At 34.3% G+C, this 24,442-nt stretch carries 23 protein-coding genes, 4 tRNA genes, 1 other RNA gene and 1 pseudogene; 5 read left to right on the forward strand and 24 right to left on the reverse strand.

Annotated features, from left to right (window positions below; all coding sequences use genetic code 11):
* Positions 1–58: 58 nt before the first annotated feature.
* The 9 genes from sfsA to LKE46_RS14450 all read right to left on the reverse strand — a co-directional run bounded on the left by sfsA (position 59) and on the right by LKE46_RS14450 (position 5,170).
* The gene (sfsA, locus tag LKE46_RS14410) at positions 59–751 is read right to left on the reverse strand and encodes a DNA/RNA nuclease SfsA (protein WP_291723780.1); all 693 of its coding nucleotides are present in this window, start codon (positions 749–751) and stop codon (positions 59–61) included.
* A gap of 50 nt (positions 752–801) precedes the next feature.
* Entirely contained in the window at positions 802–1,065 is a 264-nt protein-coding gene (locus LKE46_RS14415; protein ID WP_291723783.1) for a pro-sigmaK processing inhibitor BofA family protein, read from the reverse strand.
* A gap of 93 nt (positions 1,066–1,158) precedes the next feature.
* The gene (locus tag LKE46_RS14420) at positions 1,159–1,446 is read right to left on the reverse strand and encodes a DUF2508 family protein (protein WP_291723786.1); all 288 of its coding nucleotides are present in this window, start codon (positions 1,444–1,446) and stop codon (positions 1,159–1,161) included.
* A gap of 66 nt (positions 1,447–1,512) precedes the next feature.
* Complete coding sequence (gene recR / locus LKE46_RS14425) at positions 1,513–2,109, reverse strand: recombination mediator RecR (protein ID WP_291723789.1); 597 nt, start codon at positions 2,107–2,109, stop codon at positions 1,513–1,515.
* A 50-nt stretch (positions 2,110–2,159) separates the two neighbouring features.
* Entirely contained in the window at positions 2,160–2,504 is a 345-nt protein-coding gene (locus LKE46_RS14430) for a YbaB/EbfC family nucleoid-associated protein (RefSeq protein WP_291723792.1), read from the reverse strand.
* Between the two features lie 70 nt (positions 2,505–2,574).
* Complete coding sequence (gene dnaX, locus LKE46_RS14435; RefSeq protein WP_291723795.1) at positions 2,575–4,230, reverse strand: DNA polymerase III subunit gamma/tau; 1,656 nt, start codon at positions 4,228–4,230, stop codon at positions 2,575–2,577.
* A 93-nt stretch (positions 4,231–4,323) separates the two neighbouring features.
* Positions 4,324–4,588, reverse strand: an RNA gene (gene ffs / locus LKE46_RS14440) — signal recognition particle sRNA large type.
* 11 nt (positions 4,589–4,599) lie between these two features.
* Positions 4,600–4,689, reverse strand: a tRNA-Ser gene (locus LKE46_RS14445).
* A 136-nt stretch (positions 4,690–4,825) separates the two neighbouring features.
* The gene (locus LKE46_RS14450; RefSeq protein WP_291723798.1) at positions 4,826–5,170 is read right to left on the reverse strand and encodes a phenylpyruvate tautomerase MIF-related protein; all 345 of its coding nucleotides are present in this window, start codon (positions 5,168–5,170) and stop codon (positions 4,826–4,828) included.
* 170 nt (positions 5,171–5,340) lie between these two features.
* On the opposite strand from LKE46_RS14450, the gene LKE46_RS14455 reads away from it, so the two are divergent.
* Entirely contained in the window at positions 5,341–7,047 is a 1,707-nt protein-coding gene (locus LKE46_RS14455) for an ABC-ATPase domain-containing protein (RefSeq protein WP_291723802.1), read from the forward strand.
* Positions 7,048–7,919: 872 nt separating this feature from the next.
* Here the strand turns inward: LKE46_RS14455 and LKE46_RS14460 are convergent.
* The 7 genes from LKE46_RS14460 to LKE46_RS14490 form a co-directional block, all read right to left on the reverse strand.
* Entirely contained in the window at positions 7,920–8,444 is a 525-nt protein-coding gene (locus LKE46_RS14460) for a nitroreductase family protein (protein ID WP_291723805.1), read from the reverse strand.
* Between the two features lie 5 nt (positions 8,445–8,449).
* Positions 8,450–9,148: a nuclear transport factor 2 family protein gene (locus tag LKE46_RS14465; RefSeq protein WP_291723808.1), complete on the reverse strand. Its 699-nt coding sequence runs from the start codon at positions 9,146–9,148 to the stop codon at positions 8,450–8,452.
* Between the two features lie 93 nt (positions 9,149–9,241).
* Entirely contained in the window at positions 9,242–10,156 is a 915-nt protein-coding gene (locus LKE46_RS14470; protein WP_291723811.1) for a helix-turn-helix transcriptional regulator, read from the reverse strand.
* Between the two features lie 303 nt (positions 10,157–10,459).
* Positions 10,460–10,536 (reverse strand) — tRNA-Val (locus tag LKE46_RS14475).
* Positions 10,537–10,580: 44 nt separating this feature from the next.
* A tRNA-Ser gene (locus LKE46_RS14480) sits at positions 10,581–10,669 on the reverse strand.
* An 84-nt stretch (positions 10,670–10,753) separates the two neighbouring features.
* Positions 10,754–11,194: a nucleoside deaminase gene (locus tag LKE46_RS14485; RefSeq protein ID WP_291723814.1), complete on the reverse strand. Its 441-nt coding sequence runs from the start codon at positions 11,192–11,194 to the stop codon at positions 10,754–10,756.
* 150 nt (positions 11,195–11,344) lie between these two features.
* Positions 11,345–11,421, reverse strand: a tRNA-Arg gene (locus LKE46_RS14490).
* A 100-nt stretch (positions 11,422–11,521) separates the two neighbouring features.
* Between LKE46_RS14490 and LKE46_RS14495 the strand changes: the two genes are divergently transcribed.
* Entirely contained in the window at positions 11,522–11,821 is a 300-nt protein-coding gene (locus LKE46_RS14495) for a phasin family protein (protein ID WP_291723817.1), read from the forward strand.
* Positions 11,822–11,854: 33 nt separating this feature from the next.
* Positions 11,855–13,444: an ABC1 kinase family protein gene (locus tag LKE46_RS14500; RefSeq protein WP_291723819.1), complete on the forward strand. Its 1,590-nt coding sequence runs from the start codon at positions 11,855–11,857 to the stop codon at positions 13,442–13,444.
* A 41-nt stretch (positions 13,445–13,485) separates the two neighbouring features.
* On the opposite strand, the pseudogene LKE46_RS14505 reads toward LKE46_RS14500, so the two are convergent.
* Positions 13,486–13,993, reverse strand: a pseudogene (locus tag LKE46_RS14505) (TetR/AcrR family transcriptional regulator).
* 126 nt (positions 13,994–14,119) lie between these two features.
* Here LKE46_RS14505 and LKE46_RS14510 point away from each other — a divergent pair.
* Positions 14,120–15,010: a phosphatidylserine decarboxylase gene (locus LKE46_RS14510; RefSeq protein ID WP_291723821.1), complete on the forward strand. Its 891-nt coding sequence runs from the start codon at positions 14,120–14,122 to the stop codon at positions 15,008–15,010.
* Here LKE46_RS14510 and LKE46_RS14515 read toward each other — a convergent pair.
* From LKE46_RS14515 to LKE46_RS14540, 6 genes are all read right to left on the reverse strand, one after another.
* Positions 14,975–16,354: a HAMP domain-containing sensor histidine kinase gene (locus LKE46_RS14515; protein ID WP_291723823.1), complete on the reverse strand. Its 1,380-nt coding sequence runs from the start codon at positions 16,352–16,354 to the stop codon at positions 14,975–14,977. The two genes, LKE46_RS14510 and LKE46_RS14515, sit on opposite strands and share 36 nt — an antisense overlap.
* The gene (locus LKE46_RS14520) at positions 16,338–17,027 is read right to left on the reverse strand and encodes a response regulator transcription factor (protein WP_291723825.1); all 690 of its coding nucleotides are present in this window, start codon (positions 17,025–17,027) and stop codon (positions 16,338–16,340) included. Before LKE46_RS14520 ends, LKE46_RS14515 begins: the two co-directional genes overlap by 17 nt.
* A gap of 38 nt (positions 17,028–17,065) precedes the next feature.
* Entirely contained in the window at positions 17,066–18,229 is a 1,164-nt protein-coding gene (locus tag LKE46_RS14525) for an ABC transporter permease subunit (protein ID WP_291723827.1), read from the reverse strand.
* Positions 18,222–19,160: an ABC transporter ATP-binding protein gene (locus LKE46_RS14530; RefSeq protein ID WP_291723829.1), complete on the reverse strand. Its 939-nt coding sequence runs from the start codon at positions 19,158–19,160 to the stop codon at positions 18,222–18,224. Before LKE46_RS14530 ends, LKE46_RS14525 begins: the two co-directional genes overlap by 8 nt.
* 266 nt (positions 19,161–19,426) lie before the next feature.
* Complete coding sequence (locus tag LKE46_RS14535; protein ID WP_291723831.1) at positions 19,427–20,863, reverse strand: MFS transporter; 1,437 nt, start codon at positions 20,861–20,863, stop codon at positions 19,427–19,429.
* A gap of 24 nt (positions 20,864–20,887) precedes the next feature.
* Positions 20,888–21,283 carry a MerR family transcriptional regulator gene (locus LKE46_RS14540; RefSeq protein WP_291723833.1) on the reverse strand — a complete coding sequence of 132 codons (396 nt, stop codon included), beginning with the start codon at positions 21,281–21,283 and terminating at the stop codon, positions 20,888–20,890.
* Between the two features lie 308 nt (positions 21,284–21,591).
* Between LKE46_RS14540 and LKE46_RS14545 the strand changes: the two genes are divergently transcribed.
* Positions 21,592–22,668, forward strand: a complete 1,077-nt coding sequence (locus LKE46_RS14545) for a transposase (protein ID WP_291723835.1) — start codon at positions 21,592–21,594, stop codon at positions 22,666–22,668.
* 1,504 nt (positions 22,669–24,172) lie between these two features.
* On the opposite strand, the gene LKE46_RS14550 is transcribed toward LKE46_RS14545, so the two are convergent.
* Positions 24,173–24,442 carry a hypothetical protein gene (locus LKE46_RS14550; RefSeq protein ID WP_291723837.1) on the reverse strand — a complete coding sequence of 90 codons (270 nt, stop codon included), beginning with the start codon at positions 24,440–24,442 and terminating at the stop codon, positions 24,173–24,175.

Genomic DNA, 24,442 nt, shown 5'->3' on the forward strand with positions numbered 1-24,442 from the left:
TTTATTATATTATAATAATATATGTAATATTTTTCAAACATAAACTATAGGTTGACAATCACAATCTAACCTCTATTTCATCTTTTAAAGTTATAAATTTCTCACCCACATTACAATTATAAGCCATTATACCAACACCTTCTTTATATGCCAGTCTAAGAGCTTGTCCAAATTCTTTATCAGTTTTATCATTTGGTGTAAAGTAAATAACATTTTGCATTTGAATCAAAAATAAAATGGCTGCCTCTCTTCCCGACCTTTTTACATCTATAAGTTCAAATACATGTTTTTTGCCTCTCTGCGTAGGAGCATCGGGAAATCTGGTTATACCATTTTCCTCAAGAGTAACTCCTTTTACCTCAAGATAACATTCTTTCACTTCAGTTCCTGAAAGTTTAAAATCGAATCTGCTGTTGCCAAAAGTTTTTTCTCTTTCAATTTTCTCATATTTGACAAATCTATCTATTCTCTTTTCCTTCAAGGCTTCAGCAACTACATTATTTGGTATCTGAGAATCTATATTTATAATATTATTGTTTTTATATGCCCCTATAATATCATATTTGGTTTTTCTATTTGAGCCATCTTCTTCTCTCAATATTACAGATACTCCAGGAATCAAAATCTCCCTGCATCTTCCTGTATTTGGAACATGAACAATTGTGTTAAAACCGTCTATATCCACGTATGCTTCAAATCTATTAGGTCTTTTTAAAAACTTAGCTCTTACTATGTTTTTATTGAATTCCAATTTATCATCTCCGTATAAGAAGTACAATACAATATTTATTAGAATACATTCTAAAAGAACAATTTAAAAACGACTAGAAATATAACCCCAGGTATCCCAAAAAATCCTGCTATAAGTGCGGTAACTGCATTTATACCTATGTAAAATTCGAAATAATTTCCTACAAAATTTACAATTACAAGTAAAAGTGCACCTAATACAGCATTTACAAGCAGTTTAAATAATATCCTTATAGGCCATGAAAATACTTTCACTAATATATACAATCCCAAAATAGCAATTAAAAAATAACCTATATATTCAAACTGAAACATTTACGCATCTCCCCATATCCTATTTATCTACTATTAATTTATATTCTATCAGTAAAAAAGTATTAATACAAAATAGGATATGTTAATTTTCTTTTAAGAAGATTTTTTGACAGTCTGTAAACTTTCAAATATATTTTTTGTATCCACTTTAATTCCATTTCTCTTGGCTTCATTCAATAGATACATATATTTGGCCTTTGCCGCTTCCTCCATATGTATAGCATAATCTACAAGATGCGGTTCTTTTACGGTATCAAAATAAGCACTGCACCTTTCTATTTCTTCTCTTGCCTTTTCTATATCATTTAGTAATTTTCTCTGATTTTTTGTATATCTTGAACTCTTTGAAATTAAAAATCTAAATATATTTCTTTTATTCATAAAAAATCCTCCTAATTTATTTATATTTAAATAATTGACATAAATTAGGAGTATTATACATTTTAACTATATTTCCGTTCTTCCTTCCATAGCCTTTGAAAGTGTAATTTCATCTGAATATTCCAGATCTCCACCTACAGGAATTCCATGAGCAATTCTAGTAACTTTTACACCAAGAGGATTCAATATCTTGGCTATATACATGGCAGTAGCTTCACCTTCAACATTTGGATTTGTAGCCACTATTACTTCCTTTACTTCTCCATTGATCCTTCTTACAAGTTCTTTCAATTTTATATCTTCAGGTCCTCTTCCAGCCATAGGAGATATATTACCGTGAAGGACATGATAAACGCCATTATATTCTTTAATTCTCTCTATAGCCATTATATCCTTTGGCTGCTCAACTACACATATTGTTCCTTTATCTCTATTAGGATTGGAACATATGTCACAGGGATCTGAATCCGTAAAATTTCCACAGACAGAACAATATTTTATAGTTCCTCTAGCCTTGACAAGCGCATCTGCAAACTCTCTTACTTCTTCTCCCGGCAGATTCAATACATAAAGGGTAAGTCTTTGTGCCGTTTTATACCCTATGCCGGGAAGTTTTGCAAATTCCTCTATCAATTTCTCTATAGCTACTGGATAAAAATCCATTTTACTCACCTGCCTCAATTTAAAACCCCACCTTAAAAGATGGGGCTACTCTAAAACATTCCTGGAATATTAAGTCCTCCTGTCAGCTTTTTCATATCAGATGCAGTCTGTTCATCTGCATTTTTCAAAGCTTCATTACACGCAGTAAGAACCAAATCTTCAATCATTTCAACATCATCCGGATCAATTACCTCTGGTTTTATTTTTATGCTCTTTATATATTTTTTTCCGTTTACCACTGCCGTTACAGCTCCTCCGCCGGCAGTAGCCGTAAATTCTTTATTTTCAAGCTCTTCCTGCATATCTTGCATCTGTTTTTGCATTTTCTGGGCCTGTTTCATGAAATTATTCATATTTCCCCCACCGCCAAAGTTGGGGAATCCACCTCTTGCCATATAATTTCCTCCTTAAATCAACTAATATCGATTTTAATTATATCATATTTTCAGTTTATCTATAAATCAATCATTCATCAAGTATTTCCACCATATCTTCTCCAAACGTATCTTTTAATATTTGTTCTTTGGATAGAGGCATATCTTCTATATTTTGTCCTTCAATAATGTAATTCACCCTAACTTTTTCTTTTAATACCTCCGAAAATACTGATTCTACAATTTTCTTATTTTCACTTTTTTCAAGTCGCTGTTTATGAAAAGCATAATTCTCGGTGTACTTTATAGTTATAATTCCATTCAGACATTTTTCCACTTCTCCAGTAGTAAGCGCTGCAAAAATCACCATCTGATGCCTTGCTTTAAACGACTCAAGTATATCTTTCCATCTCTTTTTTACAATATCCAATGTCAGCTTCGAAGAGATATTGCCTTCATCTGATATATCTTTATCCTTAACAGTATTATTATCTTCAGATTCAATATTATCCATATTGTCGTTCAGTTTTGGTTTTGATTTAATATCTTTTACAGAATCGGACTTTATTTTTTTCTCTGGAACTACTTTTACATTTCCTCTTTTTATATACTCCTCAAGCCTGTTCAATCTTGCCAATATAACTTCTTTTGAGGTATCATATTCTATTTTGCACATTTTTATAACTGAAAGTTCCAGATATATCCTGTTCTGCTTCACCCACTTTGACTGCTCTTCTGCATCCTGAAGAATTCTTATATTTCTCATTATTTCTTCTACTCTTATTTTCTGGGACTGATCCTTGATCAATTTTATATTTTCTTCCGACATATCCAGTACTTCCTCTGGATCATTGGATACCTTTGCCATTAAAAGATTTCTAAAGTGAGTTATCATATCCCTTATAAAATTATATATATCCTTTCCACTCAGAACTATATCATCAATCACCTTCATACAGTCTTCCACATCTTTTTCTATTATGCTGTCTACAAGCCTGAACAAATTGTCATTTGTAACCAGTCCAAGCATATCAATTACATTTTCATATTTGACCTTGCTGTCTCCCATGGCTATTGCCTGATCAAGTATGCTGAGTGCATCCCTCATAGCTCCGTCACACATTCTGGATATTAAATTCAGACTTCTATCGTCTGCAAATACACCTTCACTATCTACAATATGTCTAAGTCTTTTAAATATATCACTACTTTTTATTCTCCTGAAATCAAATTTCTGACATCTTGATAGTATAGTAACCGGAAGCTTCTGGGGATCGGTAGTCGCAAGTATGAATATAACATTTTCAGGAGGTTCTTCCAATGTCTTCAGGAAAGCATTTACTGCTTCCTGGGTGAGCATATGTACCTCATCCATTATATAGACTTTGTATTTTCCCTCCTGCGGAGGGTACTTTACATTTTCTATTACATCTTTTATATCCTCAAGCCGTCTCTTTGACGCAGCATCCATCTCAATTACATCAATTGCAGTTCCAGAATTTATTTTCCTGCACATCTCACATTCATTGCAAGGCTCTCCATCTTGTAGATTTTCACAGTTTACTGCCTTGGCCAGAATCTTTGCCGTGGAGGTTTTTCCTGTTCCTCTTGTCCCTGAAAACAAATAGGCATGTGCTATTCTATTGTTTAATATCTGATTTTTCAGGGTTACCGTTATATGCTTCTGACCTACAACATCATTAAATATTTTAGGTCTCCATTCCCTATATAGTGTGGTATAAGCCATGTTATCACCCTCTTCTATATATTATAACCTTATAATATCTATAAAACAAAAAGATACCCTAAGGTATCTTTAAAAGCAATTAATTTATTAAAGTCGTGCACCTTGCTTCGTCTAACAAGCTATAGGCGTTACCCATATAGTTAACTCAAACCAGGTTTTTCCACGGCACACGAAAATTACCACTTACCGCTGCTTCCTTCCGGACCTGACGGGGTTCATGAGTTTCCGTTGCGTGGGACCCAGTTCTCAACGCCACTTTTATGGGCCAGACCCCACAGTTTGCAGCCTAGGCAAGGAATTAAATCCTGCTGTAGCGGATTGCAGGTACAGGGCACCGCTAACTCCCCATCTAGCACGACAAAGTTTAAATGGCGGAGAGAGGGGGATTCGAACCCCCGGTAGAGTTTCCCCTACACACGCTTTCCAGGCGTGCTCCTTCAACCTCTCGGACATCTCTCCACGGGTTTACTCATGAAATAACACAATATATTCAATTATGTTTAAGCTATAACACGAACAATCAATATTATACTAAACATACAACAATATTTCAATAGCTAAAAAAATTTTTTTTGTGGCTATCATTTTGTATATATTAAAAATTGCTGCCGTTCCAGCCCCAATGATCCACCTCTTCGTACTTAATATAAATCCATGATGGATCTATATCCAATTCTTCATTCAAAATTCCTGTAATTGCTGAAGTCAATTTATCATATGCAGTATTTTCTGCTTTCCCAAATATTTTAACTTCCACAAAGGCAATTTTCTGTTTATTGTCACCTTTGAAATACAAATTACATTCATCTTCAAAAGAAAGTATAAGCCAGTTCTCTGACTTTCCTGGAATAAGTTCTATAGCTTTACCAAGCTTATCTTTTATAATTTCTTCCTTATCTTTTGTTATTCTTACATTAACTCTCGTTTGAATACAAGGCATAATCATTCCTCCAAATCATTAATATTTACTTACCAAATCATTTTATCATGGCAAAACTTAAATATCAAAATACTTTCATATTCTAAAAGCCAATTGCCAATATAATTATTGAAGATGTATACTTTTTATAGGCCAAAAATTATTAAAACTTTACATAGGAGGAATGAAACTTGAAAAATTATAGTGAACTTCAGAGAATATTACATTCAATAGACGGAAATGGATATTCTTCTTATAAAAAAATAAAAGGGGCATATGACTTCGGGAAGTACATATTATTTATAGATCACGTCCAATCCGATCCATTTGCACCACCTTCCAGATGTCACATAAATATTTCCCGGAAAACAGCTGGTTTTCCTGATGAACTTATAAACTCAAAACACAAGATAACAGCAGTATGCGACTTTTTAACACGAACTTTTGAAAACAGCATGAAGCATTTAAACAATAAAAAAAATGGCTCTGGAAAAAGTAACTTGATAATTATAGATAAATGTAGTCAGGAAATGCTTGAAAGGACATCAATAATGATAAAAAGGGACTACATTGAAACCAGGTTTGAAATAGGTCTGCCTGCTGCAGGAAGAAGGGTTCTGGGGAAAACGGCAGACAATATTTTTTCTAATATTATACCTAAAATAGTTGATAATTCACTTGTCTACAAAAATATCAACCATAAACCCCTGAAAGATCAGGTAACCTTAATTCTGGATCAGGAATATATAAGAGATGAATTAATAAAAAGAAAACTTGTAGCTTTCATAGCCAATGGATCTATTCTGCCCCGTGAAAGCGGCGTATCAGATAAACCACTGATGAGTAAAGCGGTACCATTTAACAGTCCTGAGAATTTTGAAACGGAAATGCTGCTTCCAAGCAAAAAAACAATCAGAGGAATGGGAATTCCGGAGGGAATAACCTTGATTGTCGGTGGTGGTTATCATGGGAAATCAACTTTATTGAAGGCCCTTGAACTCGGCGTATACAATCATATACCAGGAGATGGCCGTGAACTTGTAATTACAAGGAACGATGCAGTTAAAATACGTGCGGAGGACGGACGCAGCATTAAAAAGGTAAATATAAGTCCATTTATAAACCACCTTCCAAATAGCAAGGATACCCTGAAATTTTCTACGGAAAATGCAAGCGGAAGTACTTCCCAGGCTGCGAATGTAATGGAAGCTCTCGAAGCAGGCACAAAGCTTCTTATGATAGATGAAGATACTTCTGCAACAAATTTCATGATACGTGACGGAAGAATGCAGAAACTCGTATCTAAAGAAAAAGAACCCATCACTCCTTTTATTGATAAAATAAGGCCATTATACAAGGAGCATGGAGTTTCAACTATTTTGATTGTAGGAGGATCTGGCGACTATTTTGATGAAGCGGATCATGTTATAATGATGGATGAGTACATTCCAAAAGATGTTACAAAATTGGCAAGGGAAATTACAAAGGCAGAAGGTTACAAAAGAGAAAAGTCAGGAGAAAATAACTTTGAGGATATTACGCAAAGAGTAATTGCCAAATGTGGATCAATTCATAAAGAAACCCATAATAAAATCAAAGCCAAAGGCAAACATCTTATTATATACAATAAATCTGCAATTGATTTAGGCGGATTGGAACAGCTTGTAGATGACAGCCAGACAAATTGCATCGCGGCAATGCTGGAATTTCTCGAAAAGAAAATAGTGGATGACAAGATAACAATTTCCCAAGCTGTAGATAAATTATTTAAACAGATAGATGATTTCGGAATGGAATCCATTTTCCCATATCAGAATTGTCCGGGTAATCTGGCATTACCAAGGAAATATGAAGTCCATGGGGCGATAAATCGATACAGAGAACTCAATATTAAATAACCTGCAATAATTTTACACTAACCTTTGACTTCGGAACTTAAGAATAAATTTTTTAATTCTTATCATAATCATTTTGCGTAGCAGGTACTTGCTGATGTTGTCCAGCACTGATTTACAGTAGCTATCGAACATTTCACAAAGCCGCTTTTCTCCATCCGAGAGAGTCGACATACTTGTTACCCCCTTCCGGTGCTAAATAACCGGTGCTTGCCCATTGCCCTCCTTATGTTTATATAGGTTGCAGCAGGCACCCGAAATCGGAAAGGTATTGTTTATATTTTTAGAAAATAAAGGCGACGAACTGAATCATCAGCCACCGCTTTTCTATCCCATAAAGAGTATTCTACAACTATGTCGATTACAAAGCACTTTTTGAAGCGATTACCTTGACCTTCCTATCGTTCTTTAATATTGCTTGTCCAGCGATTCGCTCTTTACAAGTGGTCAAATGACTTGTTTCAATTCTCTTTCTGTGGTGTCCGGATTTTTATCATCGTATTAGCGACTTCCTGTCCACTTATCAAAAGCACAATTCGATGATCGCCCGATAATGGCGACGGGTTGTCATATCTTACCAGTTGTGTGTTCACATTCCGGATCAGTGTGCGGCAGCCCTTGAGTGGCAGTTTGTCCCATGTTTCATCCATTACGGATGCGATAAAATCTGCCGTATGAAAAGCGCGGTATGCCGATTGAATTTTTCTACCAAAGTCCAACAAAAAATCTCTCGTATAAATATCTTTTAATCGTTCCACCAGCCTTATCGCTTCCCCTCAAACAACGATTGCATAGGTTACAGCAGCTTTACCGCTACAAATTAGGAATATCTCAGACCGAATGAGGCAGAAATAATCCTCATTCACGCTGTTTCATTATTGCCAGGTAATCTGCAGAGGATTTCTGTCTACCAACCGTTTAAAAGTATAGATCGGATATCCTACTAAAAAAGTACCCGTGATAGTTCTGTTTTCCGGAAGCTTCAAAAGTTCAAGAAGTGGTTCATATCCCGCTGCAGCGCAATATTCGAACAACCCTGACCAGCAGGTGCCAAGTCCGAGTGTCGGTGCGTAAAGCTGAGCATACGTGAGTGCAAAATGGGTGTTGTCTCGCCCGAGAGCGAACCTGTTTTTTTCCGCCGTGGAAATGGTCAGGCAAGGCGTGTCCCTTAGAATGGTATCCTCGCCGTTTTCACGGTAGCAACGGATAGTATTGGCGATATTCTGCGCCCACGGGGATTTTCCCAAGGCCCCGTGTTTCAGATCCTCCCCCGCCCAATCGGCGACTACGACCTTCGGGTCGTGTTCCCCCATGTCAAGGGTCCCCCGGCAGACTTCTACGCAGAGCTCGCATTGCGTGCATTTGTCCTGATCGACCTGTATGAAACTCTCTGTTTCCATCAACCTTATTCACCCGCCAATACAATATTTAACGCCTTGATTTTCCCGCTTTCGAGGGCAAAATGAAAATCCAGGGGAATTGGGCTGCCCTCGAAGCTGCCAGAAAGCGTGGCGGTGACAACCGTTTCGCCGTTTTTCTCCACACAGCCGGTGATTTCAGTCATGACCTGAGCACCCTTGTTTGCCTCCAGAATATGTCCACTGACGGCTTCGGGACCATGATATTCCTTTGCCTCGTCAACCAACACGACATCCGCTGCAAAGCAGCCTGCAAGCAGTGTGTCGTCATAAACATCGGAGGCATGATAAAAGGCTGCAATCGGTTGCGGCAACGGGATTGACCTGCCGTTGGAGGAAAGAACGATGCGCAGGCGCGTGACTTTATCCCCCTTCACCGTAAAGTGAAAATCAAGATATAGCGGGTCCGGCAGCCCGGTCTTGTCATAGTCTCCGTCTGATTTTGCAGTGACCACGATCTCTTCTGCATCCTGAACGGCATTCGTGACTTCCAGCATCAGATGGTCGCCGAAATAATCGCGGTCGCTCCACTCTTTGATGGCGGTTTTCCCTCGATATTCCCTCCCCTCATCTATGACGACAGCGTCCTCGGCAAAGGTTGAAAGGAAGGTCACAGAATCGCCCGTGTTTGTCGCCTGAAAATGTGTCTCTATCGGTTTTGGTAATTGAAATTTATTGTTTGTCATGATCATCATTCTCCTGTTTTCATGATTTATAGGGCTATCCACCACTATATTTCAAGTATACCGGCCATAACATGACGACATCGGGTCAAGTTATCATTTTTTATTTTTATATTTCCAAATGACTTCGTCCAGTTTATTCTGAATCATTTCGCGTATATTCTGTGGAGCCAGAACTTCAACATCAGCTCCAAAAGAAAGGATATAGTTAAACAGCCACTTACTTTCCGGCAAAGCGGTCACAATCGTAAAAGATCCGTCTTGATTTTTAGTGATCTCCTTTTCATTAAATTCATCAAATACCCGGTAGGCTCCATGGGGAGAAATCTGCAATTGTACATCGATCCACTTTTGGGTTCTCTGTTCCTTTTGATCTTCTGGCAACTCTTCCAGTAATCGATCTGCAAAAATCTCTTGCGTTATCTGGACATCGGACATACGTGAGATTTTGAAAGTTCTATATTCATTTTTGGATAGGCAGAAGCCTTGCAGATACCATGCATGAACCTTAAAAAGGAGTTTTACAGGTTCAACCTTCCTGTGACTTTTTTCCCCGGATGCATTAAAATAGTTAAATTCAATGATCTGGTGATTAAGGATGGCATTTTTGAGGATCGTAAATTCACATGTTTTATTTTTATCACTACCCCAGGGCGATCGATCTACCTCAATCCAATTGGTTTTGCTTTTATTAAACAGACTGCTTAATTTTGAGAGCACCCTGTCTGTTTCCGGATTCTGTGTTATGGTTAAACTCTGCAATGCAAATAGTATCTCATCCTGCTCAATTTCCGAAAGGACAGATTTATTAAGGACATAATCATCGAGCAACGATATGCCTCCACCTTTTCCCTGACTTGCATAAATGGGTATTCCCGCTGAAGACAGCGTATCAATATCTCGATAAATTGTTCTTACGGATACCTCAAAGCGTTCAGCCAGTTCTTTGGCAGTAGTTATTTTTTTCCCAAGCAGGATATATACAATTTCAAACAGCCTATTAATTTGCATATCATCACCTCAGCATTATTATAGATTTTATAACTTGACAATAATATGTCATGTTATAAAATTCAATATTATTCAAAATTACAGAATAAGCCAGAATAGTTTCTGCTTTTTTGATGCTTCTTAAACTTTTACACAAAAGGTAAGGTATTACCACAGGGGGTTGTGCATCTTATCACAATATGGGTTCAAAAAACAAAAAAGCCGCCTTTCGAGACGGTCTAAATTTTATATAGAATGAGAAAAAGCCAAGTAATACTCAACTTTTCTGCACATCAACATTGTATCAATATTAACGTTTGTTTTTGGTGGAGACAGGGGGGCTCGAACCCTCGACCTTACGGATGTGAACCGTACACTCTAACCAGCTGAGCTATACCTCCAAATACATCAATTTATCTTTTATTAATCAGAACTGTTTTACATCTGGCGGAAGCGGTGGGATTCGAACCCACGAGACGTTGCCGTCTACCTGATTTCGAGTCAGGCCCGTTATGACCACTTCGATACGCTTCCATATTTAATTTATTGCATAATTAACATTTCTGCAAAAATACTACTTATTTATTATACAGAAGAAAAGTAGATAAATCAAACTAATTATTTTATCCTCTTTGATTTAAAAAATTTTTCGAGAATCTCACTGCAACATTCACTATAAACCCATTTGACATCTACAAAACTATTTATACTATCATTTTGAACCAAATTTAAAATAGATCCACAAGATCCACAAGTCGGATTGAATGTTCCTATATAAAGTTTATTAATTCTGCATTGAACTATAGCTCCTGCACACATTGGGCATGGTTCTAAAGTTACGTACATGGTGCAACCACTTAATCTCCAATTTCCTATTCTTTTAGAAGCAGCTTTTATGGCAAGTATTTCAGCGTGACAGGTAACATCCTTTAATGTCTCTTTAAGATTATGAGCTCTTGATATTATTTTATTATCTCTGACTATAACAGCACCTACAGGAACTTCTCCCAACTTAAATGCACAATTAGCTTCCCTTATTGCTTCTTGCATAAAATCCATTTTATCTCCATATATTATTATAATGTTAACTTTCTATATATTATATTGAAACTTCTACCATTTTAATTTAAACTTAGGTTATGAGAACATTAATTTTGCATAAAAAATCCTGCAAAGTCAATTTACAGGAGTACAGTAGTTAATTTTATGTGGTGCACCCGAGAGGAGTCGAACCTCCGGCACGCGGTTTAGGAAACCGCTGCTCTATCCTACTGAGCTACGAGTGCATGGATGCTATTACTCTAATATTCTATTATATATTATTAACATTGTCAATTTTTTTGTAAATTTTTATTATTTTAAATACAATAAAGGAGGATTTAACCCATGTTAAATGAATTAAAAAGTCTGTTCCTAGCTGGTATTGGTTCTGCAGCATATACCTATGAAAAAGCAGTAAAATTAATTGAGGAAATGGTTAAAAAGGGGAAAATAACTGTAGAAGAGGGAAAGCAACTATCTGAGGAATTGAAGAAAAATGTTTCTGCAAAGAAAGAACAGATAAAACCTTTAAATAAAGAGGAACTTCTTTCTATATTAAACAACTTAAATTTTGCTTCAAAGGAAGACATAGCATCTATAGATGAGAGATTAAAAAAAATAGAGGAAAAAATAAATAATAACTAAAGTCCAGTTGGACTTTAGTTATTATCTTAAAAAATGCAAGAAAAATCATCCAAACGCTTTAAAGAAATTATGAAGGTATTAGGAAAATACGGATTCAAATTTGTAAGCACCAGGGGAAAAAAATCTCCTGAAAATTTAAGAATGGCCTTTGAAGAACTTGGCCCAACCTTTATAAAAATAGGCCAAATTCTTAGCTCAAGACCTGACATGCTACCTTCAGAATTTATCAACGAACTCTCAAAACTCCAAGATGATGTGCCACCTGAAAAATTTGAGGATATAAACAATGTTTTTTTCAGCGACTTCAATAAAAATATAGAAGAATGTTTTTTTAAATTTGATGAACATCCTTTTGCTTCTGCATCTATTGCACAAGTTCACAACGCAATTTTAAAGGATGGCAGACATGTAATAGTGAAAATTCAGAGGCCCAATATTAAAGAAAAAATGGAAACTGATATTTCTATACTCTACAAGATAATAAAATTTACTAAAAACAGATTTGAAGATTCAATAATTGATCCAGAAGAAGCACTTGATGAATTAAAATTTTCTACAAGCCAGGAACTTGATTTCAATCTGGAAGCAAAAAATATGATAAAATTCAAACGATTAAACAGCAATGTTGCATTTTGTCATGTACCTTATTTAGTAGAAAACTTATGTAAAAATAAAGTAATAACCATGGAAAAAATTAATGGATTTAAAATAAACAATATAGAACTACTGAATAGAGATGGTTATGATTTAAATGATCTTGGGAAAAAACTTGCTACTTCTTTTTTTAAACAAGTTTTTACAGATGGATTTTTCCATGCCGACCCACACCCTGGCAACTTATTGATACAGGAAAATAAAATATGCTTTTTAGATTTTGGAATAATGGGCAATTTATCTAATTACCTAAAAACATGTTTGAATAAAATAATCATCTCAATAGTATACAAGGATATTGACACACTTGTATCAGCAGTTATGTCCGTAGGTATAAAAAAAGGTATTGTAGATAGAAATAGATTATATGAGGATATAAAAACACTACTTGACAATTATCTGTCTACTTCACTTGAAAATATAAAAATTTCTGCTTTAATAACACACATTTTTGAATGTGCCAAAAATAATAATATAAGATTGCCAAAGGATTTAATACTTTTAGTAAAAAGTTTCATTATAGTAGAGGGAATAGTAAGTGAATTAGCTCCAGAAATTCAAATTCTGGACGTTGCAGTACCTTTTGTTAAAAATAGCAGCAAATCTTATTTTTTAGATAGCCTTAATTTAGATGATGCATTAATAAGCTATTATAACTTTACTAAGAATTCAGTAAAAATACCTACAAAAATAGTAGAATTAATCGACGGTATTTTAAATGGAAGAGCCAAACTTCAGCTCAAATTCAGTAAAATGGATAATTCTATAAAACAGTTAAATAAAATGACAAATAGGCTTTCCATTTCACTTATATCTTGTTCTATGCTAATAAGTTCATCTTTAATTTTAAATTCCAATATAAATCCTAAAATTTATACTATACCACTATTGGGGTTTATAGGGATAACAATTTCTCTAACTCTAAGCTTAATAATAATAATATCGATAATAAAATCTGGAAAACTCTAGGATAAATGCTGGTAAAACACTTTATCAGCATTCTTTCATCACTATAATGTATGTTTTATTATACCATTTAGTGCATAATTTATAATATTATCAGCCATATCATTATAATTTTTTCTATCACTGTTTAACTGTTCTTTGACACCATTCCCAAGTTCATATACAGCAAGAGAGCACACTGTACCAAATAATGAATATGCCATGGAATATGTATCTCCATCTTTTATAGATCCTTCATTTATACCATCATCCAAATACTTTTGTATATATAAGATATAACTATTTATAGCTTCTCTAAGTTCCTGCTGTCTTGTTTCCTGTCCCCAAAGCTGGCTCATTATTTGTTATGTCCTCTATTTCCTTCTTTACAATATTCATACCTTCCTGTATTATATACTTAAATATTTCTTCCTTACTCTTAAAATGATAGTATAAAGTTCCCTTGGCAACTCCAGCATCGGCAGCTATTGCATCCATAGTAGCCCCGTTATAACCATTTTTAGAAAATATCTTTATAGCTGATTTAAAAATCAAACTTTTAGTATTACTCATAGATATCACTCCAGATTTTATTATATTATACTAAAATGACTTATTTATCTTTTCCACTAACAATTTTAATATAAACAACTATTAAAATCTATATGAAAATTACAATAATACAAGAGGTTAACCATAATGATAAAATATTATAATAGAAAATCAAGAAAATACGAGGCAGAAAAAATTGCTGGCGATACATACCTAAAATGGACTTATTCCTCCCCTATTGGAATGAAACTTTTAGATATTATAATCAAGAAAAAAATTTTTTCCAAGTTATATGGATATTTTTGCAGCAGTATTTTCAGCAGAAAAAAAATAAATAAGTTTATTAATGATTTTCATATAAATATGAATGAATCTATTAAAAATAAAGATGACTTCAAAGATTTCAATGATTTCTTTACACGAAAATTGAAAAAATCGGCAAGACCTATTGATCAAAATAGTAGTAATTTGATTTCTCCTGGTGATGGCAGACTTCTAGCCTATTCAAATATAAATTTGAATAAAATATTGCAGATAAAAGGATTCACCTATAAACTGTATGACTTGATCGGAGATAAGCATAGTGCTGAAAGGTTTAACTCTGGAAATTTAATTGTATTAAGACTTGCACCTACAGACTACCATAGATTTCACTTTATAGATAGTGGTATGTGTGATCCTGTAAAAAAAATTGAAGGGAATTATTACTCAGTAAATCCTATAGCACTAAAAAAAATCCCAAATCTATTCTGCCAAAATAAAAGACACTGGAGTATTTTCCACTCCAGTAATTTTGGAGACGTACTTTATGTTGAAATAGGTGCAACCTGTGTAGGTTCTATAGTACAGACGTATAGTCCGGGCAAAAATATCTGCAAAGGTGATGAAAAGGGATATTTCAAGTTTGGTGGGTCGACTGTAATTTTATTTTTTGAAAAAAACAAAATCATAATTGATAGGGATATATTAGTGCAGAGCAAAGACGGTTATGAAACAAGGGTATTAATGGGAGAAAAGATTGGAACAAGGTATATATAATTTGAAAATCAATCTACGATTTTCTTTATATGCCTTTACAACCCCACCGTGGTGTTTGATTATTTCTCTTACAATTGACAAGCCCAAGCCGCTGCCTTCTTTTTTTCTGGACAAATCCCTTTTATATAGTCTTTCAAAGAAATTCTCCACATCTTCATGGTCAACTGGTGTTTCAGGAATATTTGAAACTGAAATCACTGCATAAAAATTGTCATTGTATTTTTCCTTATCTACATTGAATTCAACAGTCGTATCATTTTTAGAATATTTTAGGGCATTGCTTAAAAGATTATTTACCGCTCTTAAAAACAAATTTGGATCTGCCTTTATACCAATGGATTCCCTAGGTAATTTGAGAGAAAGCTTCAAACCCATCCGTATAAATTCTTCATCCTCTTCTTCATATACCTGCCTTGCAAGTTCATTTAACTGTAGATATTGTTTTTCCAGTATTATATCATTGGAAGACAACTTTGAATATTCAAAGAAATCATCCAGCATGTTCTTTAAATACAATCCTTTTTTGTGCATTATGTCTATATAATTATTGAACTCATTCTCTGAATTATATTTACCATTTTTAATCATATCTATATATCCCAGTATAGTGGTTAAAGGCGTTCTCAGATCATGAGATATATTTGTGAAAAATTCATTCCTGTTTTTCTCTTCTTTTTCTATTTTTGAAGCCATATAATTTATGTTTTCAGACAATTCCCTAAGTTCATTTTTATATTTAAGTGGAACTCTATCAGATAAATTACCCTCAGCAATACTTCTAACTGTTGATTTTATTTTTGATATATAAGATATACGTCTCCATATGAGCAGGAAAAACACAATTATGAAAATTGAAATTGCCATTACACCTACAATATTGCTATTATCCAATTTACCATAACCGATATATATATAATACAGATAATACCCGTCTTTTAGATAATCACATCTGGTTATTTTGACCAAATTATCCCTATCAGTATTTAAAAATTTGAAAGTGTTCTTACCATTCACAATCTGACGCTCATCTACACTTTTAATTTGCCTATTGTTGGAAGCTATTACATTTCCATCTTTTCTCACTATAAAAATAAAATAGGTCATACTAAACTCTCCATCCATGTATTCCTGTAATTTCCCAATGTCTTTCATATTCATATTTTTCAATTCATTCTCCGTTGGAGCAATCATATTCTCATACACATATTCAGGAGTATCATTATAGCTGTTCAAAAAAGAACCTAAAACAAATTCTCTCAAAAAAACTGCAAGTACAAGGGCTATAATTACTGAAATAACTGCAGAAAAAGCAAGCTCACTCCTTAGTTTAAATATTTTTTTCAATCTTATAACCCACTCCCCATATGGTTTTTATATATTTGCCCTGCTTCACACTGTCACCTAACTTTTCTCTCAGATTCTTGATATGCATGGTTACAGTGTTGTCATTTTCCAGAAAGGTATCTTTCCAGATTATCTCATAGAGCATTCTGGTGGAATATACCCTTCCTTTATTTGATGCCAGTGTGTACAAAATCTCATATTCCTTTGGAGTAAGCACAATTTCCACATTATCTTTTTTTACTGTATGTTCCAGGGTATTTATTTCTATATCCTTAATTTTCATCATGTGTTTTTGCAGTATATTATCGGACTTAGATCTTCTGAGTATAGCTAATACCCTTAGTGAAAGTTCTGTAAAATCAAAGGGTTTTACTATATAGTCGTCACATCCAGCTATGAATCCCCTTATCTTGTCCATTTGCTGGTCTTTTGCAGTGAGAAGTATAACAGGCAGGCTTGAGAATTCTCTGAGTTTAGACAGCATGGTATACCCATCCATCTTGGGCATCATAATGTCCAGAATTATCAGAGAAACTGACTTGGACTTTAAAATTTGCAGTCCTTCCTCTCCGTCAGAAGCATTATATACCGGATAACCTTCCTTTTGAAAATAATTTACAATCATATTCCTTATGTCATTGTCATCATCTATTATCAATATATTTTCCTTCACAACAATCACCTAACTTAAAATTATAGCACTTTGGACTCTCAATCAAAATCCCTTTTACCAAAAACGTAACCGCTTAAAAACAGCATAGCTAAAGTCCATGCCAAACAGATCATCAATACAAAAAACACATTTACAGTGCTGGTAAGCTGCACGGAAATGTCACCGCTTAAAGTTCCCACTGCATCAGCTATATATGGAACAGGCAGAAATTTTACAAAAGCTCCATATTTGGCTGATACAACGTATCTGCCTGCAAAACCAAAAAGATACCAGACAACTGTTCCTCCAATCAATATAAAACTTACAAGGGAGGAAACAAGCGAATTTCTGCAGAAAACTGATATGAATAAAACTATTGATATAATAGCCATTGATATAATTATTGCAATCAGCACCAATTCAATAATTGCACTCCAGAGAGGAATAATTGATCTGCTCCCATCTACATACTTCATCTGTGAGGTTATGGGAGTCAATGTTATGGATTTATCCATAACATATTTTGCACCTACGTCAAAAGGCAGTCTATGATCTGAAAGACCAAGATGAATGCCAGCTTCTACTATAAATATTATGGTACTCAAAATCAAAGTACCTGCACTTAAAATCATGGAGGCGGCAAATTTGGACATAATGATTTTCTTCCTTGAAATAGGCTTTGTAACTAAATTTTTAATTGTATTTGCGGAATAATCTCCCGACACTATATCGGATAAAAATACAATGAGGATAAGCAAAAAAAACATCGGTATAAAATACGCCAGAATTTCCATAGCCGAATACATCCCCTTTGGTATAAGCTCACTTTTTTCTATATTATATTTTTTTTCATATTTCAATTGGAGTATCTTATACTCATTTTCAGGATTATTTTCTTTTTCCAGTTTTTGAATTTGTTCACCTAATTTTGATCTATCATAATTGTTTATTTCGTTCAACTGTTCTTCTTTGTCCTTTATCTCTTTTTCAGTTCCAATTATATCTCTTGAAAAATCCGCCTTTTTAAATTGTGAAGCTGCTTTATCCCTTCCCATTTTCTGAATGTTAAGAAGCTCTTTATCTTTTTGAATTTGCACGTCCAGAGTATTTGTTTTTAAAGTACTTGCCAATCCGAAGATAACTGTAATCATAAGAATAATAACAATTGAAGATTTCTTTTTAATTATTATTCTTTTAAGTTCCTCCCATATATATTTATTCATCATCATTTTCCCCCATCATCTTTATAAATTTATCTTCCAGGTTTTGCTTTATTTCAAAGCATCCTTCTACAACTATTCCGCTGTCATGTAATTTTTTTAATATATCAAATGTATCATGCAACTCGGTATTTATTAAAATTGAAACCCCCTCATCTTTTACTTCCAACAACCTTACATCAGATATATTTTTTATAATTTCCCATGTTTTTTCAGGTAAATTTGTTTTTATAAACATGTTTTTTACACTACTGGCTTTGGAATTTCTGCCTATTTTTTCAACACCTGCAATTTTACCTTCATCTATAAAAACAACCTTTGTACATATACTCTCTATTTCACTCAAAATATGTGAAGATATAAAAACACTTACTCCCTTCTCTTCAGCCAAAACCTTTATAGTATTTTTAAGTTCCACAACCCCAATTGGATCCAAACCATTCGTAGGCTCATCCAATATCAAAAGAGATATATTGCCCATAAGAGCCTGTACAAGACCCAGCCTTTGTCTCATTCCCAGAGAATAGGTTTTTACTTTTTTATTAATTTTTGCACCTAATTTAGAATATTTTATAACGTCTTCTATCTTATCTTTTGTCACATTTTCCATCATGCTGGCTATATAATTTAGATTCTGTCTTCCTGTCATATAGCCGTAAAACTCCGGTGTTTCCACTATGGCTCCCACCTTCTGCAGTACTTCTTTTCTTTCGGTTTCAATGTTTTTTCCGTCTATTATAATTTCACCTTCATCCGGGAACAACATACTGGTTATAATTTTGATCAATGTAGTCTTTCCAGCACCATTTTTCCCTACAAGACCGCAGATTTCACCTCTACTTATAGAAAATGAAATATCTTTCAATACCTGAACTCTCCCTCTTTTTTTAGAAACATTCCTTAATTCCAGTACTTTTTGTATCAATGTTATCATCCCCTTTAATATAATCTATTTACTATATCCATTTAAAATTGTAAAATATAAAAGTATAATTAAAATATATTAAAAATAAAGAAAAAATAAATTTTGAATTTAACATGAATAACTTCCACTGAAAACTTTAGGAGGGAAATAACTGAAATCTCTAAAATTGAGCAAAATAATAGCCGCTGAAACTTAGTGTTTTCAACGGTTCACTAGAGAAGACTTAAATTTCCGGAACACCGGAATATTTTTAATAAATTTATATTGCAATGTCACTATGTCTGACCTTGTTCTTCCCATTTTGGTGCAGGTCCCCTAAGATATGATATGAAAGCTGCAATGAGACTAAATATAAATGAAATTGTAAAAGCTGTTCTAAGTCCACTCATAAACTGAATAGAAGCTATACCATTTGAAGATACATGAGAATGTACAAATAATGCCTGCATGACTGAAGGCGATATGCTCGAAGATATTATAGCCATCGATATGGCAATACTTAACACCATACCAGCATTCATAAACATTACCCTTACACCTGCAGCAATTCCTCTCTTATCCTCCGGTACATTTGCCATTATTGAACTCGTATTTGGAGAAAAAAACATTCCAGAACCTATTCCTGTGAATATCATACATACAACTAGGTAAAATATAGATGAGCTTGTCTTTATTTCCATAAATCCAAGCAAACCCACCGCGGATATAAGAAGTCCTATTGAGCTCAAGATTCTTGCACCATATCTGTCACACAATACACCACTTATAGGAGATACCGCCATCATCGCAGCAGCAAATGGACATAAAAGTATACCTGCTGTAATCGGATCAATCCCTCTATCACCTTCAAAATAAAATATTAAGAGAAAAGTAACAGCTCCTCTTGCAATGCCATTTAAAAGCGTGCTAATATAAGCAAATGAGAGAATTCTTGTTTTTAGAAGAGTCATATCCAGCATAGGAAATCTTGTATGATTTTCGATATATGCAAATGTTCCTATAAGTATTGCTGCAATCGTAAATAGTATTATTACAGTTCTGCTAAACCACTGGCCAAATCCACCTATAGTAAGTGCTACAAGTAATGCCAGCATTCCAAAAGTAAATGAAAAAGTACCTTTGAAATCAAATTTTTCATTACTACCAGATTTGTGGAGTTCAACAAGTGATATTGCAGCCCATATGGTTCCAAACAAACCTATAGGAATATTTATATAAAATATACTTCTCCAACTGAAATTTATAAGGATGCCACCTAAAATAGGACCTATGACTGCAGCTACACTTACAACCATAGCATTTATACCGAGAGCTTTTCCAAGCTGTGATTTAGGGAAGACATCTGTTATTATGACAGTACTATTTGCTATCATCAAAGATGCACCTATAGATTGTATCATTCTAAATACAAGAAGCTGTATTCCACTTTCAGACATTGCACAAAAAAGCGATGCAACAGTAAATACGGCAAAGCCTGAAACATACAGTTTCTTTCTTCCAAACATATCAGCTATTCTACCTATTGAAGGGACAAATATTGTAAGTGACAACATATATCCCATTATTGTCCACGTTATTATACCTATGCCTGCATTTAAATCCTTCATTATTACAGGAAGTGCAATCATAAGCGTACTTGCACTAAGTACCGAGAAAAGGACTCCTATGGTAGTACAGGATAGTGCAATCCATTTGTAATTTTTCTTTTTCACTAAAGTCATCTCCATTTAATTGATTTATTTTAATTTTAGTTCCTCCAACTTTTCAAAAACTTGGAAGCTCCAATCTTTTACCCTATTCAGAGTTTCCTGCTTTTTATTTATAAAATCTATCTGGGATTTTATCTGTTCTATATATTCTTCTATATTTGAAGTATTATTATTTTTAAACATGTTCATTATACATGTCCTTAAAATCAGAAAATTTTTTACTTCTTTTAAAGAAAACCCAAGGTTATCTTTCAAATTTTTTATTATTTTAATATTTTCCAAATCTTCGTCTGTATACAATCTGTAACTACAGGCAGTTCTCTTTGGGACTACCAGTCCTATATCTTCATAATATCTGATGCATCTTTTGGTAAGTCCTGTCCTTTTAGCTACTTCATCGATTTTGTAATAATCTTTCTTCATAGTTATAATCCACCTTTCTGCGAAAGGCACCGATGGGGTTATGAAACCCTTCAACTTCCATCTTCCTTTCGCTCTTTTTTGTGTTATTCTTCTCTTGTAGGTCGCTGGCACACTACAGAACCTGAGGAGGTGAGTGGCGAGGCTGTATAGCGGCAACCCCGTATAGTTATATAGGTCGGTCATCCGTTAAGGCATCAATGAATGGCGCAAAACAGTAGCCCGTAAACTTATCTCTTCCGAAGTTGACTCGATTTCGCCGGATGACCAGTCCCTGCCAGCCCTACCATTCTTTTTGTAGGAGGAACTCTATGTTTAAAATCTTTCGTAAAAACTGCTGTGGACTTGATGTCCACAAAACCTGGATCTATGCCTGCATCGGAATTACCGATACCAATGGACGTACTGAGTACAAACAGGCTCGTTTTTCTTCCTTTTCTAAAGGTCTAAAAGAATTAGCGGAATGGCTTGCTAAATACTCCTGTTTGGATGTCTGTATGGAATCCTCCGGCAAGTATTGGATTCCTGTATTCAACATCCTTGAGAAAACCTGTTTTGTTACCCTTGCACATCCGAAATATACAAAGCCTCAAAAAGGAAATAAAACCGATGTCAAGGATGCCAGATGGATCTGTGATCTTTTTATGTGCGATATGATCAAACCAAGCTTTATTCCTTCCCCTGAAGTTCGTCAGCTGCGTGACCTGATACGTTATCGCTTTAAGCTGACAAATATGCTGTCCGGTGAAAAGAACCGTGCCCAGAACTGTCTTACTGTCTCAAATCTAAAGCTTGATGATGTTTTCAGCGATGTATTTGGTAAATCTTCCAGATCTATCACCAACTACATGCTCGACCATCCGGGTGAACGCTTTGACGTTGCTCCTTTTGTCGATGGACGTTGTAAAACTCCGCTTGAAGAAATACAGTCAGCTGTCGATGGTGCCATTCTCTCTGAGATTGGTCCCGATATGTCGGTGTTCCCGTCATCCAAACATCTGGTTTCCTGGGCTGGTTGTTGCCCACGTAACGACCAAAGTGCTGGTAAAGTGAAATCCACACGTATTTCTCGTGCTGGTTGTTATTTGAAGCCTCTTCTTGTTCAGCTTGCCAGCGCATTAATAAAATCCAAAAAGCATCCTGAATTCAAAGAGAGGTATCACAGAATCAAAACCCACAGGGGACACAAAAAGGCTATCATTGCTGTTTGCAAGATGCTTCTGACCGCTATCTGGAACATCTTAAGCAAACTGGAGCCATATACTCCGGAAGGGTTTTTGGAGCATCGCCCTGTCAAGGAATCCAAGATTCTGACAAGGTCACAAGCTCTGGAACTGTTCAGGAAAAGAGGTTACACAATAATTGATGATCCTGTTGTGACTGCGTAAGCCTGATTTTATAATGGCAATTTATTCCATGCATTACTTGTGAATGGCTTGTTTGTTATGCACTTTTTTATTGGCCACCCACTACTTTTAGTTTCAAACTTAATACCTTCTTTTAGAATATATGCATTGTTTAGTAATAAAATATATTTTAGTCTACTATAACATTAACGTCAAGGTTAATCAATTTTAAAATCATAAAAGTTCAACAGTATGATTTTATGATTTAGAACAATCTATTTGTAAATCATAATAATGTGTAAAAAGATATTAAATTAAAAATATAAGCAAATTTCCAACTTTGGAAACCTGCTTATATCAATATTTTGGTGCGCTAGAGAGGATTCGAACCCCCGGCACGCTGGTTCGCTTTTAATAAATTAATATTTTTTATTATTTATTAAAATGGCTTAATATCAATACTTTACACTTTATTATGTATTATTTAAAATTAATATATTTTAAGTCCAACCAAAACTTTGGGGACAAAATGGGGACAATTTTTTATGTATACAACATAAGTAAAATCAATGTTTTAGGTGGGTAGTAAAATGCGACACACCTAAAGTATTTATGATTGAATTATATCTATATTAAAATTATGTATTTACATCTTCCGTATTGCCCGTATAATTAACTTTTCTATATCTAGAAATATAATTATATATTTAAATATAAAATGCTCTTAAAATAGCTTTATATCAAATATAAATGGTGGGTGGTATTTTGTCAAGTACGTAACATTTTGCTACCCCCCTACATAAGTGGAAATTCCCTTTTTTAAGTTTTCAGTAATCAAAGTATGTGATATAATCTAAAATATACAATTCAATAAAGTTGCGTGTGGGCAACTGGTATTGCCATCCCTTTAAGAAGGGAGGTGATACATATGTACGAAATGTTTATAGTAGTTTTTGCTGCTCTATCGTTTTTGATAGCTTTGATAAATTTAATTATCGTGCTTATAGATAATATAAAAAAGTAGCCCACCGACGCAATTGGTATGGCCACTTTCTTATAAGTTTAAGCTTTACTAGTTGCCTTAGCAACTGAATTGTATACTACAGGATGTTGACAGCATCCTGTTTTTATTATAGCTACTCTTTTACTGATATTATACCATAGAATTTAAAATTTATACAAATAAAATAAAAAAGAGGACAGCCAAATTTTTCGCCGTCGTCATAATACATATGTTGATGCTTAACCGAGATGACAAAGGAGTCGGTAAAATGCAGACCCCTGCCCTCATAATACATATGTTGATGCTTAACCCTTGATTTTATGCAATTCCCCTTTAAAAGGGTGTAACTTATAATTAACCTACACCATAATAAGTGGAGTTCTCCACCAACTGACTAATAGTAGGTTGGTTTTACATTCCCCGCTTTTGGGGAATCAGCCGACTATTAGTAGATAGGTTCTACATTTATGTCGAACCCTTCAAAATTGAGGACTCTCCAACTGTGGGTTGTCCTAATATACGAATAAGAAAGGCATGGCTATTTTAACCACACCTTTCTTTATCAAGCTGAACCATCAAAGTTTTCTCTACAAATTCTGGTACTCTGAATTTCCCAACTTTACGTATATAACCTTTCTTATAGTGTCTATATAGCTTCAATGCTTCTTCATAGTCAGCTATCATGTATATATCTTTAACTTTTCCATCACTTATATCAAATATCTTATGGCAAATGGTCTTAATCCTTACATTCGATACATCAAAAGTGTATCCTGATGCAAGTAAAAAGGCTTCATTTTCAGTTAAAACCAT

It is taken from the genome of Clostridium sp. (assembly GCF_022482905.1).
GTDB lineage: Bacteria > Bacillota > Clostridia > Clostridiales > Clostridiaceae > Clostridium_B.

Excerpts from the sequence above, each read along its gene's own strand:
- LKE46_RS14460 (WP_291723805.1), bottom strand. The coding sequence starts at position 8,444 with ATGGAAACAGAGAGTTTCATACAGGTCGATCAGGACAAATGCACGCAA.
- LKE46_RS14470 (WP_291723811.1), bottom strand. The coding sequence starts at position 10,156 with ATGCAAATTAATAGGCTGTTTGAAATTGTATATATCCTGCTTGGGAAA.
- LKE46_RS14530 (WP_291723829.1), bottom strand. The coding sequence starts at position 19,160 with ATGATAACATTGATACAAAAAGTACTGGAATTAAGGAATGTTTCTAAA.
- LKE46_RS14540 (WP_291723833.1), bottom strand. The coding sequence starts at position 21,283 with ATGAAGAAAGATTATTACAAAATCGATGAAGTAGCTAAAAGGACAGGA.
- LKE46_RS14465 (WP_291723808.1), bottom strand. The coding sequence starts at position 9,148 with ATGACAAACAATAAATTTCAATTACCAAAACCGATAGAGACACATTTT.
- LKE46_RS14500 (WP_291723819.1), top strand. The coding sequence starts at position 11,855 with ATGCAAGAAAAATCATCCAAACGCTTTAAAGAAATTATGAAGGTATTA.
- recR (WP_291723789.1), bottom strand. The coding sequence starts at position 2,109 with ATGGATTTTTATCCAGTAGCTATAGAGAAATTGATAGAGGAATTTGCA.
- LKE46_RS14525 (WP_291723827.1), bottom strand. The coding sequence starts at position 18,229 with ATGAATAAATATATATGGGAGGAACTTAAAAGAATAATAATTAAAAAG.
- LKE46_RS14510 (WP_291723821.1), top strand. The coding sequence starts at position 14,120 with ATGATAAAATATTATAATAGAAAATCAAGAAAATACGAGGCAGAAAAA.
- LKE46_RS14495 (WP_291723817.1), top strand. The coding sequence starts at position 11,522 with ATGTTAAATGAATTAAAAAGTCTGTTCCTAGCTGGTATTGGTTCTGCA.
- LKE46_RS14420 (WP_291723786.1), bottom strand. The coding sequence starts at position 1,446 with ATGAATAAAAGAAATATATTTAGATTTTTAATTTCAAAGAGTTCAAGA.
- dnaX (WP_291723795.1), bottom strand. The coding sequence starts at position 4,230 with ATGGCTTATACCACACTATATAGGGAATGGAGACCTAAAATATTTAAT.
- LKE46_RS14430 (WP_291723792.1), bottom strand. The coding sequence starts at position 2,504 with ATGGCAAGAGGTGGATTCCCCAACTTTGGCGGTGGGGGAAATATGAAT.
- LKE46_RS14545 (WP_291723835.1), top strand. The coding sequence starts at position 21,592 with ATGTTTAAAATCTTTCGTAAAAACTGCTGTGGACTTGATGTCCACAAA.
- LKE46_RS14485 (WP_291723814.1), bottom strand. The coding sequence starts at position 11,194 with ATGGATTTTATGCAAGAAGCAATAAGGGAAGCTAATTGTGCATTTAAG.
- LKE46_RS14450 (WP_291723798.1), bottom strand. The coding sequence starts at position 5,170 with ATGCCTTGTATTCAAACGAGAGTTAATGTAAGAATAACAAAAGATAAG.
- LKE46_RS14550 (WP_291723837.1), bottom strand. The coding sequence starts at position 24,442 with ATGGTTTTAACTGAAAATGAAGCCTTTTTACTTGCATCAGGATACACT.
- LKE46_RS14415 (WP_291723783.1), bottom strand. The coding sequence starts at position 1,065 with ATGTTTCAGTTTGAATATATAGGTTATTTTTTAATTGCTATTTTGGGA.